Origin of the sequence: Plantactinospora endophytica, from assembly GCF_016862915.1 — a bacterium.
Lineage (GTDB): Bacteria > Actinomycetota > Actinomycetes > Mycobacteriales > Micromonosporaceae > Plantactinospora > Plantactinospora endophytica.
Genome location: NZ_BONW01000013.1, coordinates 133,506 through 147,970 on the forward strand (window position 1 = coordinate 133,506; position 14,465 = coordinate 147,970).

General features: G+C 69.4%; 14 protein-coding genes. 9 read left to right on the forward strand and 5 right to left on the reverse strand.

Going from position 1 to position 14,465, the window contains the following annotated elements; all coding sequences use genetic code 11:
* The first annotated feature begins 19 nt into the window (after positions 1 to 19).
* The 8 genes from Pen02_RS13595 (at position 20) to Pen02_RS13630 (ending at position 9,340) form a co-directional block, all read left to right on the forward strand.
* Positions 20 to 1,483: an aldehyde dehydrogenase family protein gene (locus Pen02_RS13595; RefSeq protein WP_203866362.1), complete on the forward strand. Its 1,464-nt coding sequence runs from the start codon at positions 20 to 22 to the stop codon at positions 1,481 to 1,483.
* 599 nt (positions 1,484 to 2,082) lie between these two features.
* A complete protein-coding gene (locus Pen02_RS13600; RefSeq protein WP_203866363.1) occupies positions 2,083 to 3,390 on the forward strand; it encodes an ABC transporter substrate-binding protein in 1,308 nt (435 codons plus the stop codon).
* Between the two features lie 116 nt (positions 3,391 to 3,506).
* Complete coding sequence (locus Pen02_RS13605; RefSeq protein ID WP_203866364.1) at positions 3,507 to 4,496, forward strand: carbohydrate ABC transporter permease; 990 nt, start codon at positions 3,507 to 3,509, stop codon at positions 4,494 to 4,496.
* Positions 4,489 to 5,331 (forward strand): carbohydrate ABC transporter permease, encoded by an 843-nt coding sequence (locus tag Pen02_RS13610; protein ID WP_203866365.1) that lies wholly within the window; start codon positions 4,489 to 4,491, stop codon positions 5,329 to 5,331. The genes Pen02_RS13605 and Pen02_RS13610 overlap by 8 nt, the downstream gene beginning before the upstream one ends.
* Before the next feature lie 2 nt (positions 5,332 to 5,333).
* Positions 5,334 to 6,404 carry a carbohydrate kinase family protein gene (locus Pen02_RS13615; RefSeq protein ID WP_203866366.1) on the forward strand — a complete coding sequence of 357 codons (1,071 nt, stop codon included), beginning with the start codon at positions 5,334 to 5,336 and terminating at the stop codon, positions 6,402 to 6,404.
* Positions 6,394 to 7,299 carry a hypothetical protein gene (locus Pen02_RS13620; RefSeq protein WP_203866367.1) on the forward strand — a complete coding sequence of 302 codons (906 nt, stop codon included), beginning with the start codon at positions 6,394 to 6,396 and terminating at the stop codon, positions 7,297 to 7,299. Before Pen02_RS13615 ends, Pen02_RS13620 begins: the two co-directional genes overlap by 11 nt.
* Before the next feature lie 62 nt (positions 7,300 to 7,361).
* A complete protein-coding gene (locus Pen02_RS13625; protein WP_203866368.1) occupies positions 7,362 to 8,195 on the forward strand; it encodes a DeoR/GlpR family DNA-binding transcription regulator in 834 nt (277 codons plus the stop codon).
* 83 nt (positions 8,196 to 8,278) lie between these two features.
* Positions 8,279 to 9,340 carry a tartrate dehydrogenase gene (locus Pen02_RS13630; RefSeq protein WP_372445612.1) on the forward strand — a complete coding sequence of 354 codons (1,062 nt, stop codon included), beginning with the start codon at positions 8,279 to 8,281 and terminating at the stop codon, positions 9,338 to 9,340.
* Positions 9,341 to 9,487: 147 nt separating this feature from the next.
* Here the strand turns inward: Pen02_RS13630 and Pen02_RS13635 are convergent, their stop codons facing one another.
* A complete protein-coding gene (locus Pen02_RS13635; protein ID WP_203866369.1) occupies positions 9,488 to 10,363 on the reverse strand; it encodes an NAD(P)-dependent oxidoreductase in 876 nt (291 codons plus the stop codon).
* Positions 10,364 to 10,460: 97 nt separating this feature from the next.
* Between Pen02_RS13635 and Pen02_RS13640 the strand changes: the two genes are divergently transcribed.
* Positions 10,461 to 10,814: a MerR family transcriptional regulator gene (locus Pen02_RS13640; protein ID WP_203866370.1), complete on the forward strand. Its 354-nt coding sequence runs from the start codon at positions 10,461 to 10,463 to the stop codon at positions 10,812 to 10,814.
* A 444-nt stretch (positions 10,815 to 11,258) separates the two neighbouring features.
* On the opposite strand, the gene Pen02_RS13645 is transcribed toward Pen02_RS13640, so the two are convergent.
* The 4 genes from Pen02_RS13645 to Pen02_RS13660 are packed head-to-tail and all read right to left on the reverse strand — an operon-like array spanning position 11,259 to position 14,433.
* On the reverse strand, positions 11,259 to 12,266 hold the full coding sequence (locus Pen02_RS13645) for a sugar phosphate isomerase/epimerase family protein (RefSeq protein WP_203866371.1): 1,008 nt from the start codon (positions 12,264 to 12,266) through the stop codon (positions 11,259 to 11,261).
* A gap of 9 nt (positions 12,267 to 12,275) precedes the next feature.
* Positions 12,276 to 12,734: a VOC family protein gene (locus Pen02_RS13650; protein ID WP_239140624.1), complete on the reverse strand. Its 459-nt coding sequence runs from the start codon at positions 12,732 to 12,734 to the stop codon at positions 12,276 to 12,278.
* On the reverse strand, positions 12,731 to 13,459 hold the full coding sequence (locus tag Pen02_RS13655) for an orotidine 5'-phosphate decarboxylase / HUMPS family protein (protein ID WP_203866372.1): 729 nt from the start codon (positions 13,457 to 13,459) through the stop codon (positions 12,731 to 12,733). The genes Pen02_RS13650 and Pen02_RS13655 overlap by 4 nt, the downstream gene beginning before the upstream one ends.
* A complete protein-coding gene (locus Pen02_RS13660; protein ID WP_203866373.1) occupies positions 13,456 to 14,433 on the reverse strand; it encodes a sugar phosphate isomerase/epimerase family protein in 978 nt (325 codons plus the stop codon). The genes Pen02_RS13655 and Pen02_RS13660 overlap by 4 nt, the downstream gene beginning before the upstream one ends.
* Positions 14,434 to 14,465: the final 32 nt, after the last annotated feature.

A 14,465-nucleotide genomic window follows, 5' to 3' on the forward strand; every position in this document is an offset into this window, starting at 1 on the left:
AAGCTCGCCACCGACGCGGATGCCTGACGTCGGCACCAGAAAGACGTCGGCACCAGAAGAGGACAAGATGCAGCATCAAGCACTGTACGTCGCAGGGGTGTGGCAGGACACTGCCGAACGCTGGACAGTCTCGGACAAGTGGACCGGCACGGAGCTCGGAACCGTGTCCGTCGCGACGAAGCAACATGCCACCGCAGCCGTCGACGCCGCGGAAGACGCGATGCGGAAAGGGCTGCCGCCGTACGCCCGCGCGCGGATCCTCGCCGACGTGAGCCGGCTCGTCGAGGAGCACGCTGACGAGCTGGCCAGCCTGATCACGGCCGAACTGGGCAAGCCGATCACCGCGTCCCGGGCCGAGGTGGCGCGGGCCGTCGTCACCGCGCGTCTTTCGGCAGAGGAGGCCGGACGCCTGCCGGGTGAGACCGTGCCGCTCGATGCGGTCGAGGCCGGTGGGGGGACGTTCGCCTTCACCGTGCCCTGCCCCCGCGGCATCGTCGCCGCCATCACGCCGTTCAACTTTCCGCTCAACCTGGTCCTGCACAAGGTCGGTCCGGCGCTGGCCGCCGGCTGCGCCGTGGTGCTGAAGCCGTCGGAGCACGCGCCGCTGACCGCCGGATTGATGGTCAGGCTGTTCGAGCGCGCCGGGCTGCCGGCCGGGTGGCTCAATCTCGTCACCGGCCCCCCGTCCGAGATTGTCGACGCGTGGCTGCACGACGATCGCGTGGCCGTGGTCAGCTTCACCGGGTCCTCCGCCGTGGGATGGCGGTTGAAGTCGCAGTCTCCCCGGAAGCTGCACGTACTGGAACTCGGCTCGAACACCGCGATGGTCGTGGCCGCCGACGCGGACCTCGATCGCGCCGTCCCCGACGCCACCACGGCCGCGCTCAGCGGCTCCGGACAGGCCTGCGTCTCGTTGCAACGCGTCTATGTCGAGCGGCCGGTGGCCGACCGGTTCATATCCGCACTCGTCCGGTCGTTCGCCGACGCTGACTACGGTGACCCACGTGACGAGCGCACCGTCGTCGGACCGCTGGTCAACAGGGACGCCGCCGAGCGCCTGCTGAACTGGATGACCGCGGCAGAGCAAGCGGGCGCCCGCCTTGCCGTCGGCGGGGACGTGACGGACCGTCTTCTGGCGCCGACGGTGCTGGTCGACGTGCCTCGGGACAGTCCCCTGCTGTGCGAGGAGGCGTTCGGGCCGGTCGTCAGCGTCATCGTCGTCGACTCCGTGGCGCAGGCGATCGACGAGGTGAACGCGACGGGCTACGGCCTCAACACGGCCATCTACACCCGCAGCCTCGCCACGTCTCTGGAGTACGCGAAGAAGGCGCAGGCAGGAAGCGTCCTGGTGAACATGCCGCCCTCGTTTCGGGCCGACCACATGCCGTACGGCGGGGTCAAGGGATCGGGCCAGGGGCGCGAGGGCGTGAAGTATGCGATCGCGGACCTTCTCCAGGAGAAGCTGGTCGTGCTCCGGCCCTGACGGAGCGGTGCCCGGCGAGTGAGCGGCGCGGATGGCGGGCAGGCCCGGGGCCTGTCCGCGATCCGTGTGCCCGCACCACGCGGACAGATGATCGACCCGACCTTGCCGGAGGCGGGACAGTCGCGGGCGGCATGACGCTCGCGGTGGATCCGTCCGAGGTCGAGGTGAAGTCCGCCTCGTCGCCGAGGGGCGCCGACGGATCAGACGCGGTTCGCAGGGGCTGCCGGTGGCCCGGAGCCGGCCGAGCAGCCGCCCATCTCACCGACAGCCTTCGCGTCATCGCGGACGGTGGTGAAGTGCCGCCCGTCGCGACCGACTCGGAGCCGGGCGAGACGCTGCTAATTACTCACGGTGAGCGATTCGATCCGGTCGTAGCTGATCCGGGCGCCACTCCATCCCCGGTACCCGGGACACAGGTTTGGCTGACCACGCACATGCCCGCAGCGGTCGCCCCTGGTCAGGCGGTCGGGCGTTGAGCGTAAAGACTCAAAAGATGTTTCGTTGACACCAACCTTGGGTCGGTGTTCAAATGGCACCACTCACCCGGGCGGGACCAGGAAGTCCCCCTCCTCGCCCACCCCCACCAAGGGAGTCGTGCAATGAAGACTCGTCCCCTCGCGGCAGGGGTGTCTGCCGTCCTTCTCGCTGCCACCCTGGCGGCATGTTCTAGTGGTGACGCCGACTCCGGCGGTGCCGGGGTCACCCTCACCTATTGGGCCAGCAACCAGGGCGCGAGCCTGGACAACGATAAAGAGATCCTCACGCCCGAGCTGGAGAAGTTCACCGCGAAGACGGGCATCAAGGTCAAGCTCGAGGTCGTCCCGTGGTCCGACCTGACCAACAACACGCTCGCGGCCGCCGTCAGCGGCCAGGGCCCGGACGTGGTCAACATCGGCAACACCAACGCCGTGACGTTCCAGTCCACCGGCGCCTTCTACAAGTTCGACGACGCCGCGCTGACCAAGCTCGGTGGCAAGGACCACTTCGTGGGCACCGCCTTCGCCACCTCCGGCAAGCCCGGCGAGCCGCCGACCTCGCTGCCGCTCTACAGCCAGGTCTACGCGCTCTACTACAACAAGAAGCAGTTCGCCGACGCCGGCCTCCAGCCTCCGACCACCTGGGAGGAGATGGTCTCGGCCGCGCAGAAGCTCACCAAGCCGGACCAGAACAAGTGGGGCGTGGTGATCCCCGGCGCGACGGTGAACGCGAGCATGCACTTCTCGTACATCTTCAGCGAGCAGAACGGGGGCTCGGCGTTCGACGCTAGCGGCAAACCCACGTTCACCTCACAGGGCATGATCGACGGCGTCAGGCAGTACGTCGACCTCATGAGCCGCGACAAGGTCGTCAACCCGAGCTCCGCGCAGTTCGCCGAGGTCGCGCAGGCTGCGGGTGAGTTCGCCCGGGGCAACGCGGCAATGTACTTCGCGCAGACCTCCGGCATCAACACCCTGGCCCAGAACGGCATGAAGCCCGACGAGTACGGCATCGTGCCGATCCCGGCGCCTGCGGGCAAGACCAAGATCGGCAGCTTCGTCGCCGGGTCCAACATCTCGATCTTCAAGAACACCAAGCATCTCGACGAGGCCATCGAGTTCGTCAAGTTCATGACGAGCGACGAGGAGCAGGCGATTCTCAACAAGGCGTACAAGTCGCTGCCCGCCGTCCAGGGCGTCGAGTCGGCGATCAGCGACGAGCCGGAGAAGACCGAGGCGTTCGAGAAGGTCCTCGCCGAGCAGGCCAAGCCGCTCCCGCTGATCCCGGGCATCCAGGCATTCCAGGCCAGCGTCGGCAGTGCGGTCGTCGGCCTGATAGCCAAGGCCGCCACCGGTTCGCAGGTCTCCGAGGCCGACATCAGGGCCGCGCTGGAGAAGGCCCAGCAGAAGATGGCCTCCGCGCCGAAGTAGGGGCGAGGAGACAGAGCGAGGCAAGCCGAAGTACCGACCCGTCCCTGTCCCGCACAACGAGGCTCCGACGCCGCCCCCGCACCCCCGGGTCGGCGTCGGAGCCGAGGAGAGCAACGATGTCCGTGACGCTCCCGAAGCGGCCGGCCCGGCGGCTCCGCCTGGTCAGGTCGCAGCACAAGGCCCCGGCGCCCGCGCCGCGCAAGTGGTTCACCTGGCGGCGCTCGACGCCTTACCTGCTCATCCTCCCGGCCATCGCGCTGGAGTTGCTGATCCACGTCATCCCGATGGTCGTCGGCATCTGGATGAGTTTCGTCGAGCTGACCCAGTTCTTCATCACCAACTGGGGCGAGGCGCCCTTCGCCGGTCTGGACAACTACGACGTGGCGCTGGACTTCTCCGGACCGCTCGGCGTACAACTGCTCGAGTCGTTCGGCCGCACGCTCGTGTTCACCCTCCTCGTCGTCGGCATCTCGTTCACGTTCGGGATGTCGGCCGCGCTGGCCCTGCAACGGTTCCGTCGCGGTCGCGGCCTGCTGCGTACCCTGTTCCTCATCCCTTACGCGCTGCCCGCCTACGCCGGGATCATCACCTGGAAGTTCGTGCTCCAGCGCGACAACGGCCTGCTCAACGAGCTGCTGACCACCCTGCACATCTCCGACGAGCGCGCGTTCTGGCTGATCGGCGGCAACGCCTTCGTCTCGCTCGTGATCGTCTCGATCTGGCAGCAGTGGCCGTTCGCGTTCCTGATGACGATGGCCGGCATGCAGGTCATCACCGAGGACGTCTACGAGGCCGCGGCGATCGACGGCGCCAACACCTGGCAGCAGATCCGGCACATCACGTTCGGCATGATGCGCCCCGTCAACGCCACCCTGCTGCTGCTGTTGTTCCTGTGGACGTTCCGGGAGTTCAACACCCCGTTCGTGCTCTTCGGTGCGACGCCGCCCGATTCGGCCAACCTGATGACGATGCACATCTACAACAGCTCGTTCATCAGCTGGAACTTCGGCCTCGGCTCGGCGATGTCCGTACTCCTGATGCTGTTCTTGGTTCTCGTCGCCGGCCTGTGGGCGCTGTGGAACAGGAAGGTGACCCGCAATGCGTGAGCAGACCTCGTTCCGGGTTTTCCGCTGGCTCGTGTTGATCCCGCTCGCGATCTTCACGGTCCTGCCGCTCTATGTGATGGTCACCTCGGCCCTCAAACCGCTGCGCGACGTGCAGGGCGCGTTCGAGTGGTGGCCGTCGAACCTGACGTTCTCGCCGTTCGTCGACATCTGGTCGACGGTGCCGCTCGCGGAATACTTCGTGAACAGCCTGATCGTCACCACGTCCGCGACCGCGTTCAGCGTGCTGATAGCGATCTTCGCGTCGTACGCCATCTCGCGCTATGCCTTCCGCGGACGCGGCGCGTTCGCCGGAGTCGTGCTCTCGACGCAGATGTTCCCCGGCGTGCTCTTTCTGCTGCCGCTGTTCCTGGTGTTCGTCAACATCGACAAGAGTCTGGGCTTCACGGCCGTCTACCAGACCCGGCTCGGGCTGATCATCACCTATCTGACGTTCACCCTGCCCTTCTCCATCTGGATGCTGGCCAGCTATTTCAACGGGATCCCGCGAGACCTCGACGAGTCGGCCCGGGTCGACGGCGCCTCCGCGCTCGGCGCCCTGTTCCGGATCGTTCTGCCCAGCGCCCGGCCCGGTGTCATCGCGGTCGCCGTCTACTCGTTCATGACGGCGTGGGGCGAGATCCTCTTCGCCTCGCAACTGACCAACAGCGCGTCCCGCACGCTGTCGATCGGCCTACAGAGCTACGCCAACGAGACCAACGTCTACTGGAACCAGGTGATGGCCGCGGCGCTGGTCGTCAGCGCGCCGATCGTCGCCGGCTTCATGCTGTTGCAGCGCTATCTGGTGGCCGGCCTCACCGCGGGCGCGGTGAAGTAGCCATGCCGCTCGAGGTCGTGTGCGTCGGCGTGGTCACCATCGACACCATCGCCGTCGTCGACCGGGTGCCCGGGCCGGACGGCCGCGTCGTCGCCGCCCCGTTCACGGTGGCCGGCGGCGGTCCTGCGGCGACCGCGGCGGTCGCGCTCGCCCGGCTCGGCGTACCCGTCGGCTTCTGCGGCGTCGTCGGCGACGACGAGGACGGCGAACGGGCCCGCGCACTGCTGGACGACGCCGGCGTCGACACCCACTGGTTGACGACCCGGCCGGGCACGGCCACCGCCAGCAGCGTCGTGGTCGTCACCCGCACGACCGGGGAGCGGATGATCATCACGAGCCCCTCCGCGCCGCCGGACCCGGCCTCCGTGCCGACGCACGCCGCCCGGTGGTTGCACGTCGACCAGACCGGGTACGGCAGCGTGCGCGCCGCCATCGCCGACGCTCCCGCGCACCGGCGCGCGGAGGTAATGGTCAGCGTCGACGGCGGCAACCCGATCGCCGGGCTCGATCTGCGTGGTGTGGAGCTCTACGCCCCGTCGGTGTCGGCGCTGCGGGCGGTGTTCCCGGTGTCCCCGACCGACTCCGACGGCGATGGCGGCGATGTCGCGGCGGCGATGAGGGCCGCTGCGGCTGCCGGGGCACGGCAGGTCGTGGCCACCGACGGCGCCCACGGCAGCCACGTCCTAGTCGACGGCGCGGCGCGGCTCGTGCCGCCGGTCGCCGTCCCGACGCTGTCCTCCTCCGGCTCGACAATCGGCGCCGGCGACGTCTTCCACGGTGCGCTCCTGGCCGGCCTCGTCGAGGGCCGGCCGCTCACGGACGCGGCCGCGTGGGCGAACGCCGTCGCCGCCCTGTCGTGTCGGGCGCTCGACGGTCAGAGCGGCATCCCCGACGCGGCCGAGGCCCGGCAGTTCCTGGGCACGCACCCCGGCGAGACCCACGGCCCGGCCGACCCCGGCCGACCCACCAGCACCGAGTCCACCACGAACACCCGATGCACAACGATGTCGGCCCGCCGGAGCGAACATGACCCGGCGGGCACGAGCGCACGAACGGAGAACCATGTCTGGTAACCAGGTGACGGCGGACCACGCGACCGGCGAGTTGGTCGCGCCGCTCCGGACGGCCGAGGGCGGCTTCGCCATGCTCGCCCTCGACCAACGCGAATCCCTGCGCCGGATGTTCCCGCTCGTCGACGGCAGAGAAGCCGACGACAGCGCGCTGCGCCACTTCAAGACCATCGCCACCCGTACCCTGTCGCCGTTCGCGTCCGCCGTGCTGCTCGACCGCCCCTACGCGGTCACCGACGCGCGACCCGAGACGATCAGTCCGGGCTGCCGGCTGATCCTCGCCGCCGACGTCCTGCACCAGCCGCCGGGTGAAGGCGTGGTCGGGACCTCGCTCGACCCGCTGGTCACCCCCGACTTCGTCCGCCAGGTCGGTGCCGACGCGATCAAACTGCTGCTGATCTGGCGCCCCGACGGCGAGGCCGCCGCCCGGGCCGAGCTGGTCGAGTCGTTCCTCGACGTCGCCCGCGACGCCGGCGTCGCCAGCCTGGTCGAGGCGATCGCCCGGCCGGCCGACGGCGAGGTGTGGACGAGCGTAGCGGCACGGCACGAGGGCATCCTCGACGCCGCCCGCGAGATCGCCCCGCTGGGCGGATCCATCTACAAGGCCGAGGTGCCCGGGTACGTCCCCGGCGACGTCTCCCGGGTCCGCGAGCACGCCGAGCGGATGACCGAGCTGGTCCCGGTGCCGTGGGTGGTGCTCTCCAACGGTGTCGAAGCGGCCGACTTCGCCGCGGCGCTTCGCGAAGCCTGCCTCGGCGGTGCGCAGGGCTTCCTCGCCGGCCGCGCCGTCTGGGCCGACACGGTCGCCGAACCCGACACGGACACCGCGCTGGAGGTGCGCGCCGCCGAGCGGCTGCGCACCCTCGCTCGGATCGTGGCACAGGTCCAGGGATCCTAGTGTCAGTAGGCAACCGGGCGTCAGCAGTGGACCGGCGGACGTTGGACTGGGGAGAACACGAGATGAGCACCGTCGAAGAGAGCTTCAGGTACACCTCGGCACCTGAGCGGCGCGAGCGGCTCGTGCAGTTCATCACCGAGCACGGCTACTGCACGATCGCCGAACTCTCCAAGGCGTTCGACGTCTCCGAGATGACGATCCGCCGCGACGTGCTGCGCCTGGTCGAGCAGGGCCGGGCGCGCGGGTTCCGGGGCGGCGTCGGCTCCCTGACGAAGCAGGACATGGAGGGCAGCGACTACCGGCTGCGTGACACCAAGATGGCCGACGCGAAACGCGCGATCGCGCTGCGGGCCATCGAGATGGTCAGCCCGGGGTCGGTCGTCGCGATCGACGCCGGCACCACCGGCCACCAGGTCGCCGAGCTGCTACCCACCGACCGTTCCCTCACGGTGGTCACCCACTCGTTCCCGGTCGTCTCCAGCCTCATCGGCAACCCCGGCGTCGAGGTCATGTGCCTCGGTGGCCTGCTGCACTCCGAGTCGCTGTCCTTCGACGGGCCGGCGACCCTCGCCGCGATCGCGAACCTCCAGGTGGAGACGCTGTTCCTCGCCGCCAGTGGCATCGGCGACCGGGGCGCGTTCTGCGGCAACGGGTTCGATGCGATCACCAAGCGGGCACTGATCGAGGTCGCCGACCGGGTGGTGCTGCTCGCCGACTCGTCGAAGTTCTTCACCTCGGCGATGGTCAAGATCTGTGGCTGGGAACCGATCGACGTCGTCACCGTGGACGACGGGATCTCCGACGAGCACCGCCGGATGCTCGAACAACAGGATGTCGAGGTCGTCACCGTACCGACGAAGTCGGACCGGGGCGACGTGGTGTGGGAGACGCCGTGAGCGGGGCGAGGCTGGTCGAGGGCGGGTCCGGCACGGCCGGCGGCGGGCCCGGTGCGGCGGGCGCCGCCACGGCGCGGTACCGGATCGCGGTCATCGCCGGCGACGGCATCGGGCAGGAGGTCGTACCGGCCGCCATCGAGTGCCTCGACGTCGTCGCCGAACGCCACGACATCGTCTTCGACTGGCACCAGCTCGACTGGGGCTCCGACTACTACCGCTCGCACGGCCGGATGATGCCGGTCGACGGACTCGACCGGCTCGCCGAGCACGACGCGATCTTCCTCGGCGCGGTCGGCGTGCCGGACATCCCCGACGTCGAGACGCTGTGGGGGCTGCTGATCCCGATCCGGCGACGCTTCGAGCAGTACGTCAACCTCCGACCCGTACGCAGCCTGCCCGGCGTGTCGTCGCCGCTCGCCGGCACCGAACCGGTGGACATCGTGATCGTCCGGGAGAACAACGAGGGCGAGTACTCCGAGGTCGGGGGCCGGCTCTACCGGGGCACCGAGGACGAGGTCGCGATCCAGGAGTCGATCTTCACGAAGCGTGGGATCACCCGGGTCGCCCGGTATGCGGCCCGGCTCGCGGCCGACCGACGCGCCGCCGGGCACGCCGGTCGGCTCACCTCGGCGACCAAGAGCAACGGCATCGTCCACACGATGCCGTTCTGGGACGAGGTCGTGCGTGGCGTACTCGCCGGCTTCCCCGACGTGACGACCGACAGCGAGCTGATCGACGCGCTCGCCGCGAGCCTGGTGCTGCGGCCGCACCGCTACGACGTGATCGTGGCGTCGAACCTCTTCGGCGACATCCTCTCCGACCTCGCCGGCGCGATCACCGGTTCGATCGGCTGCGCGCCCAGCGCCAACCTCAACCCCGACGGCCGACACCCGTCGATGTTCGAACCGGTGCACGGCTCCGCGCCGGACATCGCCGGGCAGGGGATCGCCAACCCGATCGGCCAGATCTGGAGCGGTGCGCTGATGCTCGACGCCCTCGGGCACCCCGATGCGGCCACCGACCTCGTCGCCGCTTTCGAGGCGGCGTTGGCGGGCGGCGCCCGTACCCGTGACATCGGTGGAAGCGCCAGCACGGCGGAGGTCGCCGCCGCGGTCCGTGCCCACCTGGAGACGACGGCCGCGTAACTGTCGAGCACCTGTCGTTCGTCGACGGCGAGCGGGTGCCCGGCGAGGCGCCCGCTGTCGGCGTACCAGCCTTGGTGCACAGACAGGTACAGCTTGACGTGTGAAGTCCTTGGCCTGCTGATGTCGGCGCTCGCGGGTGGGGCGAGGTCAGCCGCGGATGACCTCGAACAGGCTGGCGAAACTGTCCTTCCCGTGGCCGGCTGCGATGCCCTGGTTGGTCAGTGACTTGATGAGTGCGGGAAGGGAGGAATCGATGCCGCAGGCCCGTGCGGCTTCGATGAGGTGGTCCATGAGTGGGGCGTCCAGTTCGAGCCATTCCTCGTCGCCCGGGTAGTGCCGATCATCGATCTGCTGTGCGTAGTCGGTGATCACCTCTGTGACGGTGGCGGCCAGCCAGCGGGTCAGAAGTGGCGCCACGGTGGTGGCCGGGACCTGGGCGGTGCCGAGAAGCGCGGCGGTCTGCAAGAAGCCGATCAGGGTGGCCCAGGCGAGGTTGAGCATCGCCATGTCGTAGAGGGCGGCGGTGCCAGGGGCCGCGCCCAGGTAGGTGGCGGCGCCCAGGTGCCTGAGCGATGCCTCGTGACGCTCGAACACCTCGTGCGAGCCGCTGTAGACCAGCACCGTCTCCGGTCTGCCGACATGCTCGGGATGGGCCATCAACGCACCGTCGAGGTAGTGGCCGCCCCGGGCGTCCATCCAGGCGGCGACCTGCTCGGCCTGGGCACTCGTTCCCGATGTCAGGTTGACCACGTCGGCGGAGGTGACATACGGGTCTGCTCGGCGAAGGATGCGCTGGACGCTGTCGTAGTCGTCGACGCAGACGAGGATCAGGGATGCGGCGGTGAAGGCCGCCTGCAACGAGTCGGCCCGGGAGACGTCCTCGGCAGGCGGCGCCTCGGACAGGGTGCCGGCCTCGTCCCACACCGTGACGGCACCACCAGCCGCCGCCAAGGCGCGGGCCAGTGCCGCGCCTCGCGGGCTTAGCCCTATCACCGTCACCCGGGCGCCCGTTCGCTGGTTCATGAAGTCCTCCACTGATCATGGGACCCGCGTGGCCGCGTGATCTCTGTTAGGTAAAGCTAGACTTTGACATCGATGTGAGAGTCAAGTGGAGAGTGCCGTGCGTATCGGGGAACTGGCTCGACGAACCGGCGTCAACCAACGGCTGTTGCGCTACTACGAGGAGCAGGGCCTACTGCGGCCAGTTCGGCGACCGAGCGGATACCGCGAGTACGGCGACGCCGACGTGGAACAGGTGCGACGCATCCGCACCCTGCTCGCCGCCGGACTCAACACCACCACCATCGCCGACGTGCTGCCCTGTACGGCCGACACCGGCAACGGCCTGGCCGCGGCATGTCCCGACCTCTTGACCGACCTGCGCCGTGAACGCGACCGGATCAGCAGGTCCATCGCCGAGTTGCACACCGCCCGGACGATGCTCGACGCCATCATCGAGGCCACCTCACACTGAGGCCACACACCGCCCGATCGCCGACGAGGGGCAGCACGCCAAGAACCGGGCACCGGGCCAACATCGAAGCCCTCACAAGATCCGGCATCCACGGCTGGCTCTGTCCACCGCTGCTGAAGTTCCTGACAGCCGGAGGCTGGACCACCCACAGCGCTTGCCCGACGACCAACAGGCCACTCGCAGCCCAGCTACGGACCGTCGCACCGGGCGATTCATCCCAACCGCAGCGGTCACGGCGAGACGCCCGCGCGTCGCCGGTCGATCCCCAGTTCCGGGTAGCACCTCGACGGATGTGACGCGCTTGCGCACGGCCGCTCGGGACGCCGATCGGGTGGATGCCCGCACCGGCCATCGACAGACTGTGCGGTGCGAGGAGAAATGGCCGTGGTTGATCACCAATGCACGGCCACTTCTCCTTGACCGGCGGCCGGCGGCCGGCGCCGGTCAGCGCTGGGTGAATGCCTGGTCGAATCTCGCGTGCGGCGGGTCCCAGAGCAGGGACCGGACGAACGCCAACGCCCGTGGGGCGCCGTCGAGGCGGCTCATCCGCGCGTCCTCCCACTCGATCGAGATGGGGCCGGTGTAGCCGATCGACTCCAGCGCGCGGAACGCGTCCTCGAACGGGACGTCGCCCTGGCCTGCCGAAACGAAGTCCCAGCCGCGACGTGGGTGCCCCCACGGCAGGTGGGAACCGAGGCGACCGACGCGGCCGTCGCGGTTGCGGATCCGGGTGTCCTTGCAGTCGACGTGGTAGATGCGGTCGGCGAAGTCGACGATGAAGTTGGCCGGGTCGATGTCCTGCCACATCATGTGGCTCGGGTCCCAGTTGATGCCGAACGCCTCGCGCCGGTCGATGGCTTCCAGGGCGCGGTGGGTGGTCCAGTAGTCGTAGGCGATCTCGCTCGGGTGGACCTCCAGCGCGAAGCGCACGCCCTCCGAGTCGAAGACGTCCATGATCGGGTTCCAGCGGGCGGCGAAGTCGGCGTAGCCGTCGTCGATGACCGATTCGGGCACCGGCGGGTACATGGCGACGTAGCGCCAGATTTTCGAGCCGGTGAAACCGGTGACCACGCCGGCGCCCAGCTTGCGGGCGACGATCGCGGTCTTCTTCATCTGCTCGGAGGCCCGGGCTCGGACGCCCTCGGGGTCGCCGTCGCCCCAGGTGCGGCTGCCGACGATGTTCTGGTGCCGGAAGTCGAGCGGGTCGTCGCAGACCACCTGGCCCTGTGCGTGGTTGGACAGCGTCCACACGCCGAGGTTGTGCCGGTCGAGGAGGTCACGGATGGACCGGAGGTAGGCGTCGTCGGTGAGCGCGCGGTCGACGTCGAGGTGTTGCGACTTGCAGGCGATCTCCAGCCCGTCGAAGCCCCACTCCGAGGCGAGCCGGCACACCTCCTCGAACGGCAGGTCGGCCCACTGGGCGGTGAACAGGGTGACGGGGTGGGTGGACATCGCGCCTCTTCAGATCGATGTGTGCGGCTGAAGGAACTCGAGCTGGTTGCCGAAGAAGTCGTACGTGTGGAAGCGTCGGTGCCCCGGAAAGCGGTCGTCGGGCTCGACGCCGACGCCGTGTGCGGACAGCCGGGCGGCGAGCGCGTCGAGGTTGTCGACGAGGATCGCCGGATGCCCGAGCCGGTTGGGGTGGAAGTCGGCGTCGGGCAGGCCGTGGATCTCCAGCGCGCCGGTGCGGAACCAGCAGCCGATCGGCCGCATGGTCGCCGGCTTGGGGATCTCGGTCAGGCCGAGGACGCCCGCGTAGAAGGCGCGGGCCCGGTCCTCGGTCCCGACCGGCATGGTGAAGGTGGCGTGGTGCAGACCCCGGAAGAGCGTCGGAGAACCAACCTCCCCTTGCGGTTCGGCGGACCGCAGGATCGGACGCGGTACGGAAGCGCCGCGCGGTTCGGGTTGACGCAGGTTCACCGGTTCACCGGCGTCGCGTGGACGCGGGCGATGGCGTCGCCGAGTACGGCGGGAAGGTCGCCCTCCGGGATCGTGAACGAGGTCTCGTCGTCGATGGCGAGCGGGGCGCCGAACACGACGACGCCGGCTCCGATCGTCGGGCAGCTCACCGCCTGGTCGATGGAGAGCCCGCCGACGGCCTGCACCGGGATGGTGGTGGCGGCGACGATGCCCGGCAGGTCGGTCAGCGGGGAGAGGCCCAACTCGCGGTGCATGTTGCGATGGTCGTGGCCGATGTGGTGCAGGACCATGCCGACGCCGAGGTTCTCGAGCCGCTTCGCCTCGGCGATCCGGTCGTCGGCGGCCATGTCGTCACCCATGACGAGGAGCCCGAAGTCGGCGCCGGCCTCGCAGACCCGTTGGATGGTCGCGTCGTGCGCCCGGCCCATCACGACGACCGCGTCCGCGCCGGCCTCGGCGTAGAGCGCGGCCTCGCCGTACCCGCCATCCATGATCTTCAGATCCGCGATCAGCGGATGGTCGGGGTATTCCCTACGCAGCGCGCGCACCGCCCGGGTGCCCTCGGCGAGCAGTAGCGGGGTGCCGATCTCCAGCCAGTCGGCGCCGGCCTCGGCCGCGATGGCGGCCATCCGCAGCCCGTCGTCGAGGTTCTTCAGGTCGAGCGAGACCTGGACGATGCCATGGGTCAGGTCCTCGCGCCGCAGGCCGCGGATCGAGTGGCTCATGCTGTGGTTGCTCCTTCTCCCGAGGGGGTGCCCGCGGCCGCCAGCCGGGCCGCGTCGTGGTTCCGGACCCTGACGGCGGTCGAGCCGCCGAACCAGCGGTCGCGAGCCTCCCGGAGGAAGACCGCCGAGGCACGCAGTTCGTCGATGCCGTTGACGCCGTCCTCGATGCTGATCCAGCCGTCGTAGCCGGCCTCGACCAGGACGGTGAAGATCCCCGGGTAGTCGTTGAGACCCTGGCCGATCACACCGTGTTTGAGGGCGGGGGAGTAGCCGATGGTGCCGTCGGCCGACCGGAGGTCGTCGAGGTCGACGCCGGGCTCGACGAAGCGGTCCGAGGCCTGCATGGTGACCACCCGGTCGATGACGGTACGCAGGAACTCGACCGGGTCGGCGCCGGCGACGAGGGCGTTGGACGGGTCGTACTGCACACCGAAGTGCACCCGCTCGTCGATGCGGCCGAGCAGTGCATGGAACACCTCGGGCCGCTGGGCGAACTCCGGGTAGGCCCAGGTGCTCGCCTTGTAGTGGTTCTCGACGGCGAGCGTGATCCGCAGTTCGGCGGCGAGTGGGATGAGTTCGTTGATCGCCCCGGCGGCCCAGTCGAGGCCCTGCTCGACCGGCACCGTGGGGTGCGCCTGGCCGCTCAGCACCCGGCAGGTGGCGCCGGGGCCGCCGAGCAGCGCGGTCGTCCGCATGTACGAGGCCTGGGCCTCGATCTCACGGGCCCGGGTGTCGGGGTCGGGGTGGGTGAAGTCGGGCGATGCGCACATCATCGGCATCTCGAAGCCGGCCCCGGCGATGGCGTCGGCGACCTCGGCGAGGTAGCCGGCCTCGTCGGACCAGAGAAAACCGGTGTGCAACTCGAGCCCGTCGACGCCGAGCGTGCGCGCGTCCTCGATCCAGTCGAAGACGGTCTTGCTGCGGCGGACGACCATCGCTTCCAAGTCGCCCTTGGGGAAGGCCGCGATCCTCATGGCCTGAGACCCTAGCACCAAAGTGTGGGAGG